This window comes from Halorubrum ezzemoulense (assembly GCF_004126515.1).
Classification (GTDB): domain Archaea; phylum Halobacteriota; class Halobacteria; order Halobacteriales; family Haloferacaceae; genus Halorubrum; species Halorubrum ezzemoulense.
The window spans coordinates 1,947,584-1,962,955 of the sequence record NZ_CP034940.1 but is presented as its reverse complement, the minus strand read 5'-3'; the positions used below and the strand labels follow the sequence as shown (position 1 = coordinate 1,962,955).

At 66.1% G+C, this 15,372-nt stretch carries 15 protein-coding genes; 11 read left to right on the top strand and 4 right to left on the bottom strand.

Going from position 1 to position 15,372, the window contains the following annotated elements; all coding sequences use genetic code 11:
- Positions 1-3: 3 nt before the first annotated feature.
- Positions 4-738 (top strand): CBS domain-containing protein, encoded by a 735-nt coding sequence (locus tag EO776_RS09775; RefSeq protein ID WP_094520669.1) that lies wholly within the window; start codon positions 4-6, stop codon positions 736-738.
- A 40-nt stretch (positions 739-778) separates the two neighbouring features.
- Here the strand turns inward: EO776_RS09775 and EO776_RS09770 are convergent, their stop codons facing one another.
- Together EO776_RS09770 and EO776_RS09765 are read right to left on the bottom strand one after the other, a co-directional pair.
- Positions 779-2,659, bottom strand: a complete 1,881-nt coding sequence (locus EO776_RS09770) for a cation:proton antiporter domain-containing protein (RefSeq protein ID WP_089308549.1) — start codon at positions 2,657-2,659, stop codon at positions 779-781.
- Positions 2,660-2,846: 187 nt separating this feature from the next.
- Positions 2,847-3,755 carry an ADP-ribosylglycohydrolase family protein gene (locus tag EO776_RS09765; protein WP_049931026.1) on the bottom strand — a complete coding sequence of 303 codons (909 nt, stop codon included), beginning with the start codon at positions 3,753-3,755 and terminating at the stop codon, positions 2,847-2,849.
- 203 nt (positions 3,756-3,958) lie between these two features.
- Here EO776_RS09765 and EO776_RS09760 point away from each other — a divergent pair, with 203 nt between their 5' ends.
- Together EO776_RS09760 and EO776_RS09755 are read left to right on the top strand one after the other, a co-directional pair.
- Complete coding sequence (locus EO776_RS09760) at positions 3,959-4,171, top strand: hypothetical protein (RefSeq protein ID WP_049931028.1); 213 nt, start codon at positions 3,959-3,961, stop codon at positions 4,169-4,171.
- A gap of 233 nt (positions 4,172-4,404) precedes the next feature.
- A complete protein-coding gene (locus EO776_RS09755) occupies positions 4,405-5,646 on the top strand; it encodes a chemotaxis protein CheC (RefSeq protein WP_094520668.1) in 1,242 nt (413 codons plus the stop codon).
- Positions 5,647-6,088: 442 nt separating this feature from the next.
- Here EO776_RS09755 and EO776_RS19900 read toward each other — a convergent pair whose 3' ends face one another.
- A complete protein-coding gene (locus EO776_RS19900; protein WP_176450708.1) occupies positions 6,089-6,241 on the bottom strand; it encodes a DUF7837 family putative zinc-binding protein in 153 nt (50 codons plus the stop codon).
- A 511-nt stretch (positions 6,242-6,752) separates the two neighbouring features.
- Between EO776_RS19900 and EO776_RS09750 the strand changes: the two genes are divergently transcribed.
- Genes EO776_RS09750 through EO776_RS09740 form a run of 3 tightly spaced genes read left to right on the top strand, consistent with a single transcriptional unit; the run spans position 6,753 to position 9,142 of the window.
- On the top strand, positions 6,753-7,049 hold the full coding sequence (locus EO776_RS09750) for a hypothetical protein (protein ID WP_129452406.1): 297 nt from the start codon (positions 6,753-6,755) through the stop codon (positions 7,047-7,049).
- 27 nt (positions 7,050-7,076) lie between these two features.
- Positions 7,077-7,667, top strand: a complete 591-nt coding sequence (locus tag EO776_RS09745) for a TetR/AcrR family transcriptional regulator (RefSeq protein ID WP_086216523.1) — start codon at positions 7,077-7,079, stop codon at positions 7,665-7,667.
- On the top strand, positions 7,664-9,142 hold the full coding sequence (locus EO776_RS09740) for an MATE family efflux transporter (RefSeq protein ID WP_094520667.1): 1,479 nt from the start codon (positions 7,664-7,666) through the stop codon (positions 9,140-9,142). Before EO776_RS09745 ends, EO776_RS09740 begins: the two co-directional genes overlap by 4 nt.
- Positions 9,143-9,328: 186 nt before the next feature.
- Here the strand turns inward: EO776_RS09740 and EO776_RS09735 are convergent, their stop codons facing one another.
- Positions 9,329-10,186, bottom strand: coding sequence for a metallophosphoesterase (locus tag EO776_RS09735; protein ID WP_094520666.1), 858 nt, complete (start codon positions 10,184-10,186; stop codon positions 9,329-9,331).
- A 141-nt stretch (positions 10,187-10,327) separates the two neighbouring features.
- Here EO776_RS09735 and EO776_RS09730 point away from each other — a divergent pair, with 141 nt between their 5' ends.
- The 5 genes from EO776_RS09730 (at position 10,328) to EO776_RS09710 (ending at position 15,371) form a co-directional block, all read left to right on the top strand.
- Positions 10,328-11,644 carry a protein kinase domain-containing protein gene (locus EO776_RS09730; protein WP_099288615.1) on the top strand — a complete coding sequence of 439 codons (1,317 nt, stop codon included), beginning with the start codon at positions 10,328-10,330 and terminating at the stop codon, positions 11,642-11,644.
- A 6-nt stretch (positions 11,645-11,650) separates the two neighbouring features.
- Complete coding sequence (locus EO776_RS09725) at positions 11,651-12,469, top strand: hypothetical protein (RefSeq protein ID WP_094494678.1); 819 nt, start codon at positions 11,651-11,653, stop codon at positions 12,467-12,469.
- Between the two features lie 116 nt (positions 12,470-12,585).
- Entirely contained in the window at positions 12,586-14,262 is a 1,677-nt protein-coding gene (locus tag EO776_RS09720) for a hypothetical protein (RefSeq protein ID WP_094519733.1), read from the top strand.
- A gap of 143 nt (positions 14,263-14,405) precedes the next feature.
- Positions 14,406-14,852, top strand: coding sequence for an FKBP-type peptidyl-prolyl cis-trans isomerase (locus EO776_RS09715; RefSeq protein ID WP_049931060.1), 447 nt, complete (start codon positions 14,406-14,408; stop codon positions 14,850-14,852).
- A 93-nt stretch (positions 14,853-14,945) separates the two neighbouring features.
- Entirely contained in the window at positions 14,946-15,371 is a 426-nt protein-coding gene (locus tag EO776_RS09710; protein ID WP_049931046.1) for a universal stress protein, read from the top strand.
- Position 15,372 lies beyond the last annotated feature (1 nt).

Here is a 15,372-nt window from a genome sequence, read left to right as displayed (position 1 = left end):
ATCATGTACACTATCGCAGACCTCCCGATCGACAACCGACTCCGGACCGTCCAGTACGACCTCGAGCTCGAAACGGCCCTCCGCCGGATGTTCGAGAACGACTACACGCAGGTCGGCGTCGAACGCGACGGCGAGCGCGTCGGGATTGTCACCTACCGATCCGTCGTCCGGACGCTGCTCGCGTTCCACCAGCTGGACGTGGGCCACAAGACGCTGGACAAGATATCGGTCGGGGCGGCCGTCGAGGACGCGCACACGGTCAGCGAGGACGAGACCGTCCTCGCGGTGTTCGACGCGCTCGCGGAGCACACGTACATCGTCGTCGACGGGGGCGAGGCGTGGCAGATCCTGACCGACTACGACCTCCTGACGCGGCTGAAGCGGATGCTCGAACCGTTCCTGCTGATCGAGTCGATCGAGATGCGGCTTCGCGAGCTCCTCGCGCGGGCGTTCGGCGACGCGCTGTCAGACGAGCTGGCCGCGACGTTCGACGAGGACCACCCGCTGCCGACGCCGGCGTCAGTCGACCACTGTAGCTACGCGCACTACGCCCAGTTCATCTCCATCCACTGGGCGGAGTTCGAGCCGATCTTCGACGACCAGCAGGACGTGATCCGCGAGCTCGTGCTCGAAATCGGCGACATGCGGAACCGACTCTTTCACTTCCGGGTCGACGACCCGGAGGAGTTCGACCGCGACCTCCTCCGGTTCGGCCAGTCGTACTTCTCTTCCGTGTGAGTCTCGCCGAGCGCGGAGGCGCATCGTCTCCCAGCCCGGCTCAGTCGGGCTGAACCAACTCCATTCCCTCTCGGACGGCCTCGCGTCGACCGAGCAGCGTGACGTGGTCGCCGCGGTTTACCACCGTGTCCGCGCTCGGCACCGCGACCGACTCGCTGTCGCCGTCGCTGAGAACGGCGATGAGGCAGCCGTCGGGGAGCATCGGACCCACCTCGCGGACGGCCTTACCGATCAGTTCCTCGTTGGTGACCTCGATCTGTTGGACGTCGCCGGTCTCCCCGATGTCGGTCATCCAGTGGGCGAGGTCCGGTCGCTCGATCTGATTGTCGATGGCCCACGCGGCCGACATCGCGGCCGAGATCGTACTCACGCCTAGGTCTTCGAACGCGTCGACGTTGTCGGAGTTGTTCGCCTTCGCGAGGATCTTCTCGACGCCGAAGTTCGTCTTCGAGAGCTGCGCGACGAGCAGGTTCGTGTCGTCGTCTCCGGTGGCCGCGACGAGGATCTTGGCGTTCTCCGCGCCGGACTTGCGCAACACCTCCGTGTCCGTCCCGTCGCCGATCACGGCGGCGAAGCCGTCGTTGCGGAGCGATTCGACCGTCGCCTCATCTTCCTCGATGATGACGACGTTTTCGCCGCGGTCTTCGAGGCGCTCGGCGAGCGCGCGGCCCACCTGTCCGCCTCCGACGATGATGACTCTCATGGGTATCACGTTGAGGTACTGCGCGATGTACCGCGCCAGCCCGCCCTGGACGAGGGCGGTCACGAAGATGACGAGGAACACCGTCCCGATCAGCAGGTCCGCCTGCTGCGCCAGGGCGGGGTCGTTGAGCTCCGTGGCGGCCGCCCGAAGCTCGGTGGCGAACAGCGTCGCGACCGACGCGGGGATGATCCCGCGCGGCCCGATCGCGCTGATGAACAGCCGCTCGGAGAAGGTGAACCGGTCGCCGACGGTCGAGACGAACACGAGCAGCGGCCGGATCACCACCGCGACCACGACGACCACGCCGAGCCCCGCGAGCCCCACGTCGAATATCGCCGCGGGGGGGAGCTGCGCGGCAAGCGCGATGAACACGAACGCCAGCACGAGCAGCGTGATGTCGCCCTTGAAGTCGGTTATCTCCTCCTTGTATGGGATGTCCACGTTCCCGAGTGCCAGTCCGGCGGTGGCGGCGGCGGCGACGCCGGCCTCGCTCGCCAGCTGGTTTGCCCCCGCGTACGCGGCGAGCGCGCCGGCGAGGGCGAGCAGCCGTGCGTTCCGCGGCGCGGCCCCGGGCGACAGGTCGACGTACCGGAGCAGGTAGTAGAGGATGCCCGCGACGATGAGGCCGACGAGCAGCCCCTCTCCGAGGCGGAGCGCGAACCCCTGAATCAGTCCCTCGCCCGCGACAGTCGGGTTCACCGTCTCGAAGAGCACGACCGCCGTGATCGCCGCCGTCACGTCGTTGACGATCCCCTCCGTCTCCAGGACGGCTGCGACCTGATCGCGGACGGGGACCACCTCGAGGATCGGGGAGATGACCGTCGGGCCGGTGGCGACGAGCAGCGCCCCGATCACGAACGAGAGCTCCCACGGGAGCCCTTCGAGGACTCGGACGGCCACCGCGGTCCCGACCAGTGCGATGCCGGCCCCGACCGTGACGAGTCGGACCGCCGCCCGGGGCGCCTGCCGAATGCGCTCGAACTCGAGGTGGAACGCCCCCTCGAAGACGATGATCGCGACCGCGAGCCCGACGATCGCCGGGAGCGAGTCGCCGAAGCTCTCGCTCGTCACGATCCCGAGCCCCGGTCGACCGATCGTCACTCCGACGAGCAGAAAGAAGATGATACTCGGGACGCGGAGCCGAGCGGCGAGGATCTGCGCGAGGACGCCGAGTCCGATGATGCCGGCGACGAGCGGGATCAGAAACTCCTGTGACACACTCGGTCCTCCGTGCCCTGACTCACTTTTTGCTGGATTATAAGTCAGTTGGTGCGTCCCTCGGCCGCCGACTCGGCGCCGATTCGCCGCCCGTTGCGCGACGACCTGCCCCCGGACGTTCCGTTCCGCTGGCGACGTGTGAGCCGCCGGTTCACCGTCCGATCCCTGTCGAACGCCAAGAGAGGGATTACGCCGTCTCCACGAGCCGGTCCGCTATCCGTTCGAGTTCGTCAGCCTCGCCGACGGCGTCGAGCCACCGATCGGGAAGCGTCGATGCGCCGAACCGCGCACCCGCGACCGCACCCGCGATCGCCCCGATTGTATCGGCGTCTCCGCCGCGATTGACCGCGGTCACGATTGCCTCCTCGGCACTCTCGGCGGACAGCCCGTCGTGGAGTGCCGTCCGTAGCGAATGAACGACGTAGCCCGACGTCTCCAGGTCGTCGAGCGAGTCTCCCCGAGCGAGCGGCCGAAGCGCCGTGACGAGTTCAGCGGGTGCGTCCGTACCCACGTAGTCGAGCGCATCCCGTAACGGCGCGTCCGCGTCGTCGAGGAGCCCAGCCACCGTGAGGTTCAGGATCCCGCACCCGTACGTACACCGCGGATCGGCGTGCGTGATCCGCGACGAATCCCGGCTCACCTCGACGAGTCGCTCTCGGTCCGCCGCGTACGGAACTGCGAGCGGCGCGCACCGCATCACGCTCCCGTTCCCGGCGTTCTGCCCCTCCGGGCTGTGTTCCCAGACGTGCCGGCCCGCCTCGTCCCACTCGCCGCCGTGCTTGAGTCGGCTCAACGACTTCATCGTCATCCGGCCGATGTCGAACGGGTCGCTGTCGTACCACGCGACGAACCGCTCCGCGATGTCCGCCGGATCGAACTCTCCCCGCTCGACGAGGCTCCGCGCGATACACAGCGCCTGCTCGGTGTCGTCCGTGATCGTCCCGGCGGGCTGGTTCCACGTTCCGTGGCCGACCATCTCGTCGAGTCGCCCGTGACCGGTACGGATCCCGGACGCGGACATGAACTCGACCGGCCGACCGAGCGCGTCTCCACAGGCGATCCCACAGAGGACACCGCGGGCCCGATCAACGTCCATACGTCACACGACACGAGCCCCCACGAAAAGTGTCGGGTGACGCGCACCGGCTCCGGCAGCTCTCGCTCTCGCAGTCGACGGTTCTGGTCGACCCGTCCGCCGTCGGCACCGACCCGGCCGTATTCGTTCGTGGGGACGCCGGTCCCGATCCGAACCCGGATCGAAATTCAAATATCCGAACACCTGTAACAAGATATGTTCAAATGACAGAGGAAAGCAGTTCTACCCGGGTTCCCAGTCAGCCGGTCGTCGTCCAGGAGGACACCCATCAGAACGAGGTCCCGGACAACATCGACTCGGAGCTGTACTCGGCGGACAGCCCGGACAACTCGTTCCACGAGTTCACGATCGAGCGCGGAGACGAACTCGTCGAGGCGCTCCGCGACAACGGCTACACGGTGGAGTTCAGAGAGTGAAAGCCTACGGATTCTCCGACGCACAGTGAATCTCCGCAGCGGACGACGCGTCACTCCGAACGAACTGCCGAGGGTGGCCGCTTCGCGTTCATCGATGCTGCGGTTGCCGATGCTGCCTTCACTCGGCGCCCGTATAACGCGTCACCGTTCGAGGAGCTCTCAGGGTTCGCTTCCGCGGTGCGGAACGCCGGGGTAAGTGTTAAAATGCTGCCTTGTCAATTAACATACCATATATGAAGATTGAGGTTAACGCCCTCGGAGAGTTTAATCGCCTCGCTCATGACGGGTCGAAACAGGCCGCGAACTCACTCGGACAGTTGACCGGTGTCCGGCCGACGGTCGAAGCGACGAGCATCGATCTCCTCCGGCGTCGAGATATCATCGCTGACCTTCACAATCAGGATCTCATCGGTATTTCGAGCGAATTCTCCGGGGGTATCGCTGGGACAGCACTGCTCGTCTTCAACGAGGCGGGCGCGAGGACGCTCGCGAAGAGCCTTCCCGGTGACTGCGCCGAGGCGATCGGTCTCGAATCGCGGCTCACGGAACTCGGAAACATCATGCTTAGCGGGTTCATCGACGGGTGGGCGGACTATCTGAACCAGGCTATCGATCAGCGCCCACCGACGTACCTGACGGGAGGCGGGACGGACATCATCCCGGACGCGACGCCGATCGATCAGGCGTCGAATCAGGTGCTGACGGTGAACACTACGTTCGAAACGTCGAGCGCAGTCGTCGAAACGACGACGTACGTATTCCTCGAGGAGGCGTCGTTCAGGCATATTCTCGATACCCGGCTCACCAGCGAGTCGACGCCGATACCGCTGGACAAGCTCCAGGTGTTCAGCCGAATGGCCGCGAAGGGCGGCGACACCGCAGGCGACAGCATAACGATGATGACCGGGATCGACACGTCGGTTACGGTCAGCCGCATGAGCTTCCTTCAGGTCGAACAGATCGGACCGCGACTCGGTGACGAGCAGCAGGTGGGCGTCGTTGCGAAGCTAACCGGCCTCCCCACCGGCTACGTCCTTGTCCTGTTCGACGAGCCCTCCGCCGAAACAATCGCAGAGGCGATGGGTACCGGAGCGGTCACCGACGGATTCGACGGAATTCACGAGAGCGCGATCGAAGAGATCAGCAATATCATGATCAGCGGATTCGTCGACGGGTGGGCGAACGTGCTCGGCACGTCGAACCAGCATACCCCTCCGGAGTTCGTCCACGACTTCGCGTCGGCTATCGTCGATCCGATAATGCTGGATCTCGCGACGACGCAGGAGTACGTGTTCGGGTTCGACACCCTCATTAAAACGGCTGGGGACGCCGTGAGTTGCAAAATACTCGCCCTCCCACGGGCCGAGGAGCTCAAGGAGGCGCTCGACGAACTCTCGGTCGGCGAACTGTCCGCTGACGTCGAGGCAGAAATGGAGGCCGACCCCGAGTCCCTGTTCCAAGAGCACGTCGAGTAGCGCTTTGGGTGCGGTGATGTCGTCCGAAGTCATCGCGTCGCCCAGCGGCTAACGGTCGACCCGGAAGTCACGAATCCGCCGGTGCGCTGGAACGGAGGGCGACTGGAACCACCGGCTTGAACAGGCCCGCTCATCCCGTGCGCCGGCGACTCTTCTCGTCGTTGGCGAGATTCGTCTCCGTCACGGCGAGGTCCCGCGGCGTCGATCGTCGCACGGTGAGGTCATCTCTGCCGGTCGTCTCGCCGGCGTCGAGACTGTATTGTGCGAATTGTACATAAGCTAACGGGACCAGTTATGAACGACGTGCCGATTTTTATCGTTCACGCACACACGGGCGAGGGGGCCACTCCATTTCTCTGAGACGCGTCTGTGAGGTCGCGATCTGAGACCAAGCCGTCTCCGAGACCGGAACTCCCCGACTACGTCGAGGGAGCGGACCGGCCTACCGTGGTTTCACGACCGCATCGCAGTCCGGACACTCCGCGAAGACACCCGTATTCCCGTCCCCGTGGTCGTACTCAATGATCTTCCACGCCGCGGGGATCTCGCGGTCGCAGCTCGGGCACTGTCCGAGCGGCGCCGAGCTGTCGGTCATTAGGGGGGAAAGGGAGCGTGGGACTCTCTTTCCGTCCACCAGTTCGCGGTTAGCTGGATTAAACATTCGGCAGAAATGTGTCGTAGACACACAAGCACTCGTTCGGTTCTCGCTTCGATCTATTGCCCGACAACTCCGAGGGCCCACGCGACCGTCGGCCGAGACTTCACCGGTGGGTCCCCGCTGAACAGTGAGTCACTTCGCCGTTAGGGGCGTTCGCCGGGTGCGTAGTCCGTCCGCTCTCGACACATACCTCCCGACGACCGGGCGGCCCGTCTCACGCCGGTCCAGAGACGACCGGCGGGACTCACCGATCGGGGCCGAGACTGAGTCGTATCCCGGCGAGGCCGGCAAAGAGGAGCGCCCGTCCCACCGGCCCCAGCGGGGTGGTCGGGGGCCTCGGCCCGGAGAGGCTCAGGTCCCCACCGGCGCGACGCCGACGAGACTCAGTGCGACCCCCACCCCCATCAGCTCCGGATTCATGTCGAGCGAACGATTGCGGCGACACGACGTGAAGTTTGACACGGTTTCTGTCACGCCGCCGGTGAGTAGCCTGGGTGACGCGCGGAACGCGATCGACGGGAAACGCGTACGACGCGGTCCGGTCTGTCGAGCGCCGTCGGAGTTCAACGGCGACAGCGTACCGGACGCGCTTCTAGCCGCTCCGCCGGTCGGCGCCGGGTCCTGGATCACACCGAAGGTCGGCCTCGGCGATGTGATACCGCACACGACACCGATCCACTCGACTCTCGCAGTCGCAGCGACCGACTCCTCGGCTCCGCCGTCGCATCAGAAGGCCCTTAACTAATCAGTTAGTAAGCTGAGACAGAACGAAATGGGATCGGAGACAAAATCCGAGATCATCGACGCGACGAATTCGGTGCTGTGTGAGCACGGGTACGCCGGCCTCACGGTACAGAAAATCGCCGACGAGGCGTCGATGACCACCGCCGCGATCCACTACCACTTCGACACGAAAGCGGAGTTGCTGAACGCGTTCCTCGACGACCTGATCGAGCGGTTCAAGACGAAACTCACGTTCGAGGCGACCGACCCGCGCGACCGGCTCACAGCGTTCCTCGACCACGCCTTCACACCGTCGGATCCCGCCGCCGACGGCTTCCCCGTGGCGATGATGGAGCTGAAAGCCCAAGCACCCTTCCAGGAACTGTACCGGGAACGGTTCCTCGAACTCGACGACATCGTGTGCGAGGTCGTCAGGGAGATCGTCGCCGACGGTGTCGACGGCGGACACTTCGCCGAGACTGACCCGGACGAAGTCGCCAGGCTCGTCACGACGACGATCAACGGCGCACACGCCCGACACGTGGCGCTCGGTGAGCCGCTTGACGACACGCGTCGGATGCTCGAAAACACGCTGGAACTCCACCTCGGCTGGCAGCCCCGATCGGAGGTGGTCGCGTGAGCTTCTTCAAAGGCCAAGAGGAGCTCAACCTGACGGAGGGCGGCATCGTCAAACCGCTGTTTTTCCTCTCGCTTCCCATCGTCATTACGAACCTGATGCAGACCGCCTACAACCTGGCGGACACGTTCTGGCTCGGCCAGTACTCGACGGAGGCGCTGGCGGCCATCTCCTTCGCGTTCCCGATGGTGTTCCTGCTCATCTCGCTCGGGATGGGGCTCTCGGTCGCCGGGAGCGTCCTCGTCGCCCAGCACACTGGCGCCGAGGAGACGGAAAAAGCCGAGTATGCGGCCTCGCAGACGGTCTCGTTCGCGTTCATCGCCTCGGTCATCTTCGGAGCGATCGGGTATCCGTTCGTCGAGGAGTTCCTCGCGTTCCTCGGCGCCTCGCCCGAAGTCCTCCCCGGCGCGACGGCGTACATGCAGGTGGTCGCGCTGGGCTTGCCGTTCATGTTCGGATTCTTCGTGTTCATCTCGCTGATGCGCGGCGCGGGCGACACGATCACGCCGATGCTCGTCATGTTCGGGACGGTCGTCATCAACGTGATCCTCGACCCGTTCCTGATCAACGGTTGGGCGGTTGGCCCGATCGCGTTCCCGGAACTCGGGATTCAGGGCGCCGCTATCGCCACAATCTTCTCGCGGGCGCTGGCGATGCTCGTCGGCCTCTACATCATGCTGTCGGGAACGCGGGGGATTCAGATCAACGTCGCCGATATGAAGCCCGACCTCCAGTATCTCCGGAAGATCCTCCGAATCGGCGTCCCGGCGTCGATCGAGGGGACCGGTCGGGCGCTCTCGATCAACGCCCTGCTGATTGTCGTGGGGCTGTTCTCGACCTCGGTCGTCGCCGCGTTCGGTATCGGAACGCGGGTGTTCTCCGTCATCTTTCTCCCCGCGATCGCCGTCGCGCGCGGCGTCGAGACGATGACCGGGCAGAACGTCGGGGCCGGCAAGTACGACCGCGCACAGGAGGCCAACTACGTGGCCGCGAAGGGACTGTTCGGGATCCTCGGCGTCGTCGGCGTCGCCATCTTCTTCGTCCCGACACCAATCGTCTCGGTGTTCACCGACGACCCGGCCGTGCTCGATGTCGGTGCGCAGTTCCTCCGGTACGTCGCGCTCTCGTTCGGGTTCATCGGGATCCAGCGGGCGTTCACGGGCGGCTTCCGCGGCGCCGGGAAGACCCTGATCGCCGCCGCCATCTCTATCACGGCGCTCGCCGTCATCCGGCTGCCCGTTTCCTACGTGGCCTCGCAGGGCATACTCCCGACCGACCTGTGGTTCCTCGGCCAGCCCGACGTCCGGGGCATCTGGATCGCGTTCTTCGCCTCGAACGTCGCCGGGGCGGTCATCGCGTGGCTGTGGTTCCGACGCGGGACGTGGCGTGCGGGCGACGTTCGCGGGACGCCGGACCCCGGCGGCTCCGAACCGGGACCTGAACCGGACGACGCTGAGGCCACCATCGGGGACGACTGATCACTTCAGCCGTATCCGAAACGCACCGTCGACGCTTTCGGCCCCGTGGACGGTCTCGGGGCCGCGCGTCGCGGCGCTCGCCCCGTACACCGGTAGAACTGGGCAGTCGCCGCAGCGGGCGTTGTCACGCACAGACGCAGCGGGTCCACCTGCGCCGATCGCTCGCTACAGCGCGGCGCGCGCCGGTCAGACCGATGAGACGGAGACGGACCCGTCGGGTTTTCGGCGGACGACCTCCAGCGAATCAGCGCTCTCGATCAGGACGCCCTCGCCCCCTGCCGAGCGGTGGTTCATCCGGATGATGTTCCCGCAGACCACGTTGCCGTTCCGAACGGGGTCAACTCGCTTCGTGTGGCCGACGATCTGTGGTGGGGCCGACGGGTCCAGGTGCGTGAAGTCCAGCCAGCAGAGCCCGGCATCGGGGCCGCGGCCGCCGTCGCTGCCGAGGGCGAACACGCGGCCGTGTCGTCGTTCGAGCCGCTTCTGTACCGTTCTGTCGTCGCCGTCGACGGCCAACAGCTCGCTCGCGGCGTTCCGGACTACGTCGTTTACCCTCGTCACGTCGAACGGCTCGTTCTGTCCGGCGTGACTGTAGCGATACTGATATCCCTCGAAGGCGGCCGTGACAGTTCCCTCGCTGGCTCGCCGGAGAAACTCGCGCCGGTCCGCCGCGTCGAGGCCGGTGGAATACGCACCCGGCCACCGGACGAACGACGGGAGCAGAATAGCCAACTCGTGATTCCCTAACTGGTATCGGACCCGCCCGGGCGGGGCTTCCTCTTGGAGTCGCCAGACCATCTCGAGACACTCCTCGTTCGCCGGCCCCCGGTCGATCACGTCGCCGTTGACCACGAGTACGTAATCGTTGTCCGCCCAGTGGAGCCGGTCAGACTCATCGGCCCGTACGAGGTCCGGATACTGCCCGGAGTCACCGACGGCGAGCAGCGCGCTTCGAGTGTCCGTGAGGTAGCCGTGGATATCACTGACGTGTACGATCAACGGGTCGCCGGAGGTTCGTTCGACAGTAGCGGGCGGAACACTCATCTCGGTACACCTTGGTCTTCGACCCCCGAAGTCGTTTGGTGGAGATCGAGCGGACCGTGGGTGATGTAGCGTGATTTATTAGCGTGACTCTCTCAGGTTGAGCAGACCACGTGACGACGTGCTGTTGGGTAGAGTATCATCATGGACCGAACGGACTTGACGCCGGACCCGAACGAGCTGCTCGAGGCGGCGCTCACAGATCCCGAATCGTTCGACGCCGCGCGGACCGCGCGGGTCGTGGCGCAGCTCGAGCACGACGACGAGGAAGTTCAACGAGCCGCGTCGTGGGCACTTCGATTCGTGTCCGCGGAGACGCCCGAACTCGTCAACGCCTGTGCCGGACGGTTCCGACGAGCGCTTCGCGATCCAGCGGCCCGGTCGGTCGCGCTTCGAACTCTCGCGGTGCTCGATGACCACAACCAGGAGGCGGTCGCCGAGATCATCGACGGGGCGGTCGAAGCCGGGTTGATTGACGAGTCACTTGCCATCCGGACTGTCGCCGGCTATCAACCCCCCGAGTTCGAATCCGGCGGGTCAGTGATCGCGGACGAAGGGGACGAAGCGATCTCACCGACCGAACCCGCCGTCGCGGCGGGCCGGGAGGAGTCGACCGGCTCCGCGGACGGCGAGGACGCGTCGCCGACGCCCGGACATCCCCCAAACGAGCCCCCTGCGAAGCCACCCCGACTCGACCGATCGCTGACCGAACACAGGTCAAGAGAGGCTGCTGAAGCAGCCGGCGATTCAGACGCCGAGCGCATCCAATTCGCGACGAGCGGGCGCGAATTCACAGCGACGTGCCGCCGGGGTGTGATCGCCAGCGGTATGCATGACGACGCCTTTCGGGACGCGATCGAGCGGTGGCGTCGGATCGACGATCATGACGCTGTCGCACGCGTCGTCGACGCTGGAACGCGCCCCGTACCGTGGCTCGTCTCTGAGCGGGGCGCACTGGGGCTCCTCACCGAGAGAGAGACGCCGGTCTCACCGGCTGAAGCCAGGTGGATTCTGTTACAGATCGCCGACGCGGTTCAGTACGCACACGCTGCGGGCGTGCTTCACGGTGCGATGTGGCCGGGCGTGATTACTGCGGTCAACGCCGTCGAAGACCCTGACGCGTGGGCCTTTCCGCGGGTCAGCGACTGGGGACTGCGGGAAGTGTTCGGGCCGGAGACTACGTTCTCCGAGATACCCGACTCGTACGCGGCACCGGAACACGTCGCTCCCGACCGATTCGGCGGGGTCGACACTGCGACCGACATCTACGGGCTCGGTATGATCGGGCACGAGCTACTGACGGGCGCCGCGCCGACCCGCGACGACGGGACCGTTCACACGCGAGACGTCGTGACCGGTATCCCCGAAGGACTGTCCACAGTCCTGCTGAAGTCGCTGAGAACAGCAAAGATGGAGCGATACGCCTCTGTGGCAGCGTTCAAACGAGACTTGTTATCGTGACCAGCAATGCGTGACCGCGTCGTCGAACGTGGCGGGAACGAACTGATGACGGCGACTCTCGGGTCGAGCGCGTTAGAGCCGGGACCAGCGGTCGTTAGTACCTCGTCACCGGTACTCGGGGTCGGCGTCACTCGGTTCGTCGCCCTCGTCCTCGTGCTGGCCGCGTGCCTCGGAACGGCGCGGTACGCGCTGGTAACAGCGCGACACGAACCGCATGACACGCTCGTGTGGCGGTACGTCGCGTTGTCGACGGCCGTCGGAGGGGTGTTCTCGGCGCTGTTGCTGGCCGAGACGACTCGCCCGGCAGTTGGAACGGTTCTCGTCGCGTTCAGACTCCTTTCACAGTTGTTCTTTGCCGTCTTCCTCGCCTTGTCACTCCGAGAACTGTACTACGCTCAGCCCGCGACATCGACCGAGGGAACCCGGATCTCGCTGTCGACGGCCCGACGGATCGAGACTGGATTCATGCTGCTCGCCTTAATCCAGTTCCCGCTCGTTGTCTGGCTCGGGCCGACGGTGGTCGCGGAGGTGATCGTCGCGACCGCGGCCGGTGCGTTCACCGTTTACGGGGTCTCGTTCGGACAGGCGATTCGGGCGCGTCGGCTGACGCACGGGACCGTCCTCGATGCCACCGTCACCTACGTGATCGCCGTGCTGATCTGTGTGGGGACGGTGAGCGTTATACAGGGCGCCACCGTCACCTCGCTCCCGGCGCCGGCAATCCGAGGGGCCGTCAACGTGCTCTTGGTGATGATAGGGACCTTCCTGATTAGTCTCATTATCAGGCTCAAGCGGAGCGCCGACGCAGCCAGCGCTAGTGCCTGACGACCGGAAACTGCTCGGCAGCACGGAGCGGGACGCGCGGGGAAAACGACAGCAGGTGACGCCACGCTCGAAGGCGAGCGTTTACGTCGGAAGACGCCAAGGGTAAGTCAACACATATGGTAGCCAGCGACACACGGTCTGTCGACGAGCTAGAGCGACGCGTCGAGGCGATCGCCGCGACGGAACCGGCCGAGAGGAGCCCGGACGATCACGCGCGATTGACCGACGCCCTCGTCGCGCTCGCCGACGCCTACGGCGAACGCGGAGCGTTCGACGCTGAGGCCGAGACGATCGCGCGGCTGGACCGGCTCCGCGGCCACGGCGGAGCCAACGACACGGCGGTCCACCTCGCGAACGCCCTCGCGAACGCGACGAGCGTGCGTGACCGTGACGACCTCTACGAGACCGCGATCGACCCCGGCCGCATCGAGGCGTACCGAGACCGAATCCAAACGCTGTACGACCGCCGCCCCGAGCCGGCGATCGCGGCGCCGCTGGCTCGGGCGACCGCCGAGACGATCCACGCGAACGGGAAGGGGGATCGCCGCGATCGGATCGAACCCCTGGTTGACCGTCTCGAAACGCTGTACGACGCGCATCCCGAGCCGGACGTCGCGGCCGCGCTGTTGCGGGCGTACGCTCACGCGGAACTGTACCTCGGCGAGGAACCCGAGAGCGAGGAGACCGCTGACGTGCCGCTGGGCCGCAACGCCGGTGCCGACACGGGCGACGACCATCCCGATTCGGCGGTCGAAGGTGACCGCGTCGCCCGCGCGGAGGAGCTGTTTCGAACTCACCCGGACGGCGACGTCGCCGCCGGCCTGGCCGGCGTCCTCGCCGGCCGAACAAACGCCGACGCCAAGCGGACGGACGTCGAAGCGATCGAGGACCGGATCGGTCGGATCGAAGCGCTCGCCGACCGGTACCCGGCCCGGGAGGAGTCGATCACCCGCTGGCTCCCGGTCGCGACGGCGAACGCCGCGCGCGCCGGCTTCGAGGCGGCCGACATCAGTCGGGTCGAACACTGGGCGAGCGAGACGGCCGCGCACCACGAGCGACTCTCGACGCCGTCGAGTGCGACGTGGGCGGCGGTGGCGGCGTTCTTCTCCGCGCGGGCGTCGTTCTTCGACGGCGACATCGACGCGGGCGAGACGAAGCTCGAACGCCTCGAAGCGCTCGAAGACCGGTACGAGAACCCGGTGTTCGCACACTGGCTCGGCCGGGCAATGTTCGACGCCGCCCGGAGTTACGTCGAGAACGACCGATCCGAGCGCGCCCGCGAGATGGTCGATGAGCTGTCCGAGTTCGCGGTGGGCCACCAGGACCGTGAAGAGATCGAGGCTGGGCTGGAGGCGCTCCGCTCGCACGCGCCGCACCTGTTCGACGAGCCCGACGACTCGGGTGGCGAGGCCACGGACTCGGTCGAAGTGACCGCCGGGCCGGTCGCCACGGACGACGGCCCGGACGAAACGCCGAGCGAGACGCGGCCGGACGGCGTCTCTCGCGAACCGGACGAGACGAGTGCCACCCCCGACGCAGACGAGGCCACCGCGGCCGACCGGGGCGGATCGACGGCCGACTCGGCGGACGACGACTCGACGGACGCGCCGGGGTGTGGGAACTGCGGCGACGACGGCTGCGGAAACTGCGGCACGGGCGACGACCTGAAGGAGCCGGCGTCCGGTCCGGTGCTCGCTGCCGTCGGTGCGGCGGTAGTCTTCGTCGGGGTCTCCGTTGCGTACACGCTGTACCGCGCACAGCGCGCGCTCCGGCGGTCGGTCGGATCGCAGTGACGAAGCGAGCCACCCGTCGGCGCCCGCCCTGATCGCCGACACGACGACGCCGCACTGTGCCGCACCGGCTCCTGTCGCGCAATGCCACAGACTTTCCGTGCGGCGCTGTTCGAACGCGTATGACGATCGATACCGGCGATTCCGTGACGATCGAGTATACGGGCCGACTCGACGACGAAACAGTGTTCGACACCACCCGGCAGTCCGTCGCCGAGGAGGCGGGGCTCGCCGAAGCGCAACCCGACAGAGAGTACACGCCGTTGACGGTCGAAATCGGGGCCGAGCAGGTCATCGAGGGGATGGAGGAGGGACTGATCGGCTTAGAGGCGGGAGACACGGAGACGCTGACGATCCCGCCGGAGAAGGCCTACGGCGAACCCAGCGAGGAACACGTCCAGGAGTTCGAGACCGCGGAGCTCAGAGAGATGCTCGGCGGACAGACGCCGGAGGAGGGCTCGTATCTCGAGGCTCAGAACGGGAGTCAGGGAGAGGTCGTTCACGTCGACGAGGAGATCGTTCGGGTGGACTTCAACCCCCGCCTCGCCGGCGAAACGCTGACGTTCGACGTGGAGATCATCGAGGTCAACTGAGTCTGACTGAGGTGTCGGTGGCCGCCGCACACGGAGAGCCGCACCTCGGGAACGTCCCCCACGAGTTATGTTCGTCTGGGAGACAGTTCCGTTGTGAACGACGAGCTCTTCGAACGCATTCTCGTCCCGATTGCGAGTCCCGAAGACGCGGAGGCGACGGCGCGTGCGATCCGGCCGCATCTCGACGCGGGGACCACGCTCATCGTGACACACGTCACGCGGGGGACCGACGCCGAGACGACGATCAAGACCGGTCGAGACCAGTTCGCCGGGGCGACCTACGAAACGTTCTCGGACATCCTCTATCGCCGCGACCTCGAGTTCGAGTGGGTGACGCTCGAAGCGCGCGAGGTCACGGAGGCGCTCGTCGACGCGGTCGAGATGACCGCGGCGACGGTGGTCGCCTTCACGCCGCGCGACATGGACACGTGGAAGCAGACGCTGGCGGGCGACCCCGGGAACCGACTCATCCGGGAGGCGGCCGTACCGGTGATGGTCTTCCCCAACCAGCAGTCCTGAG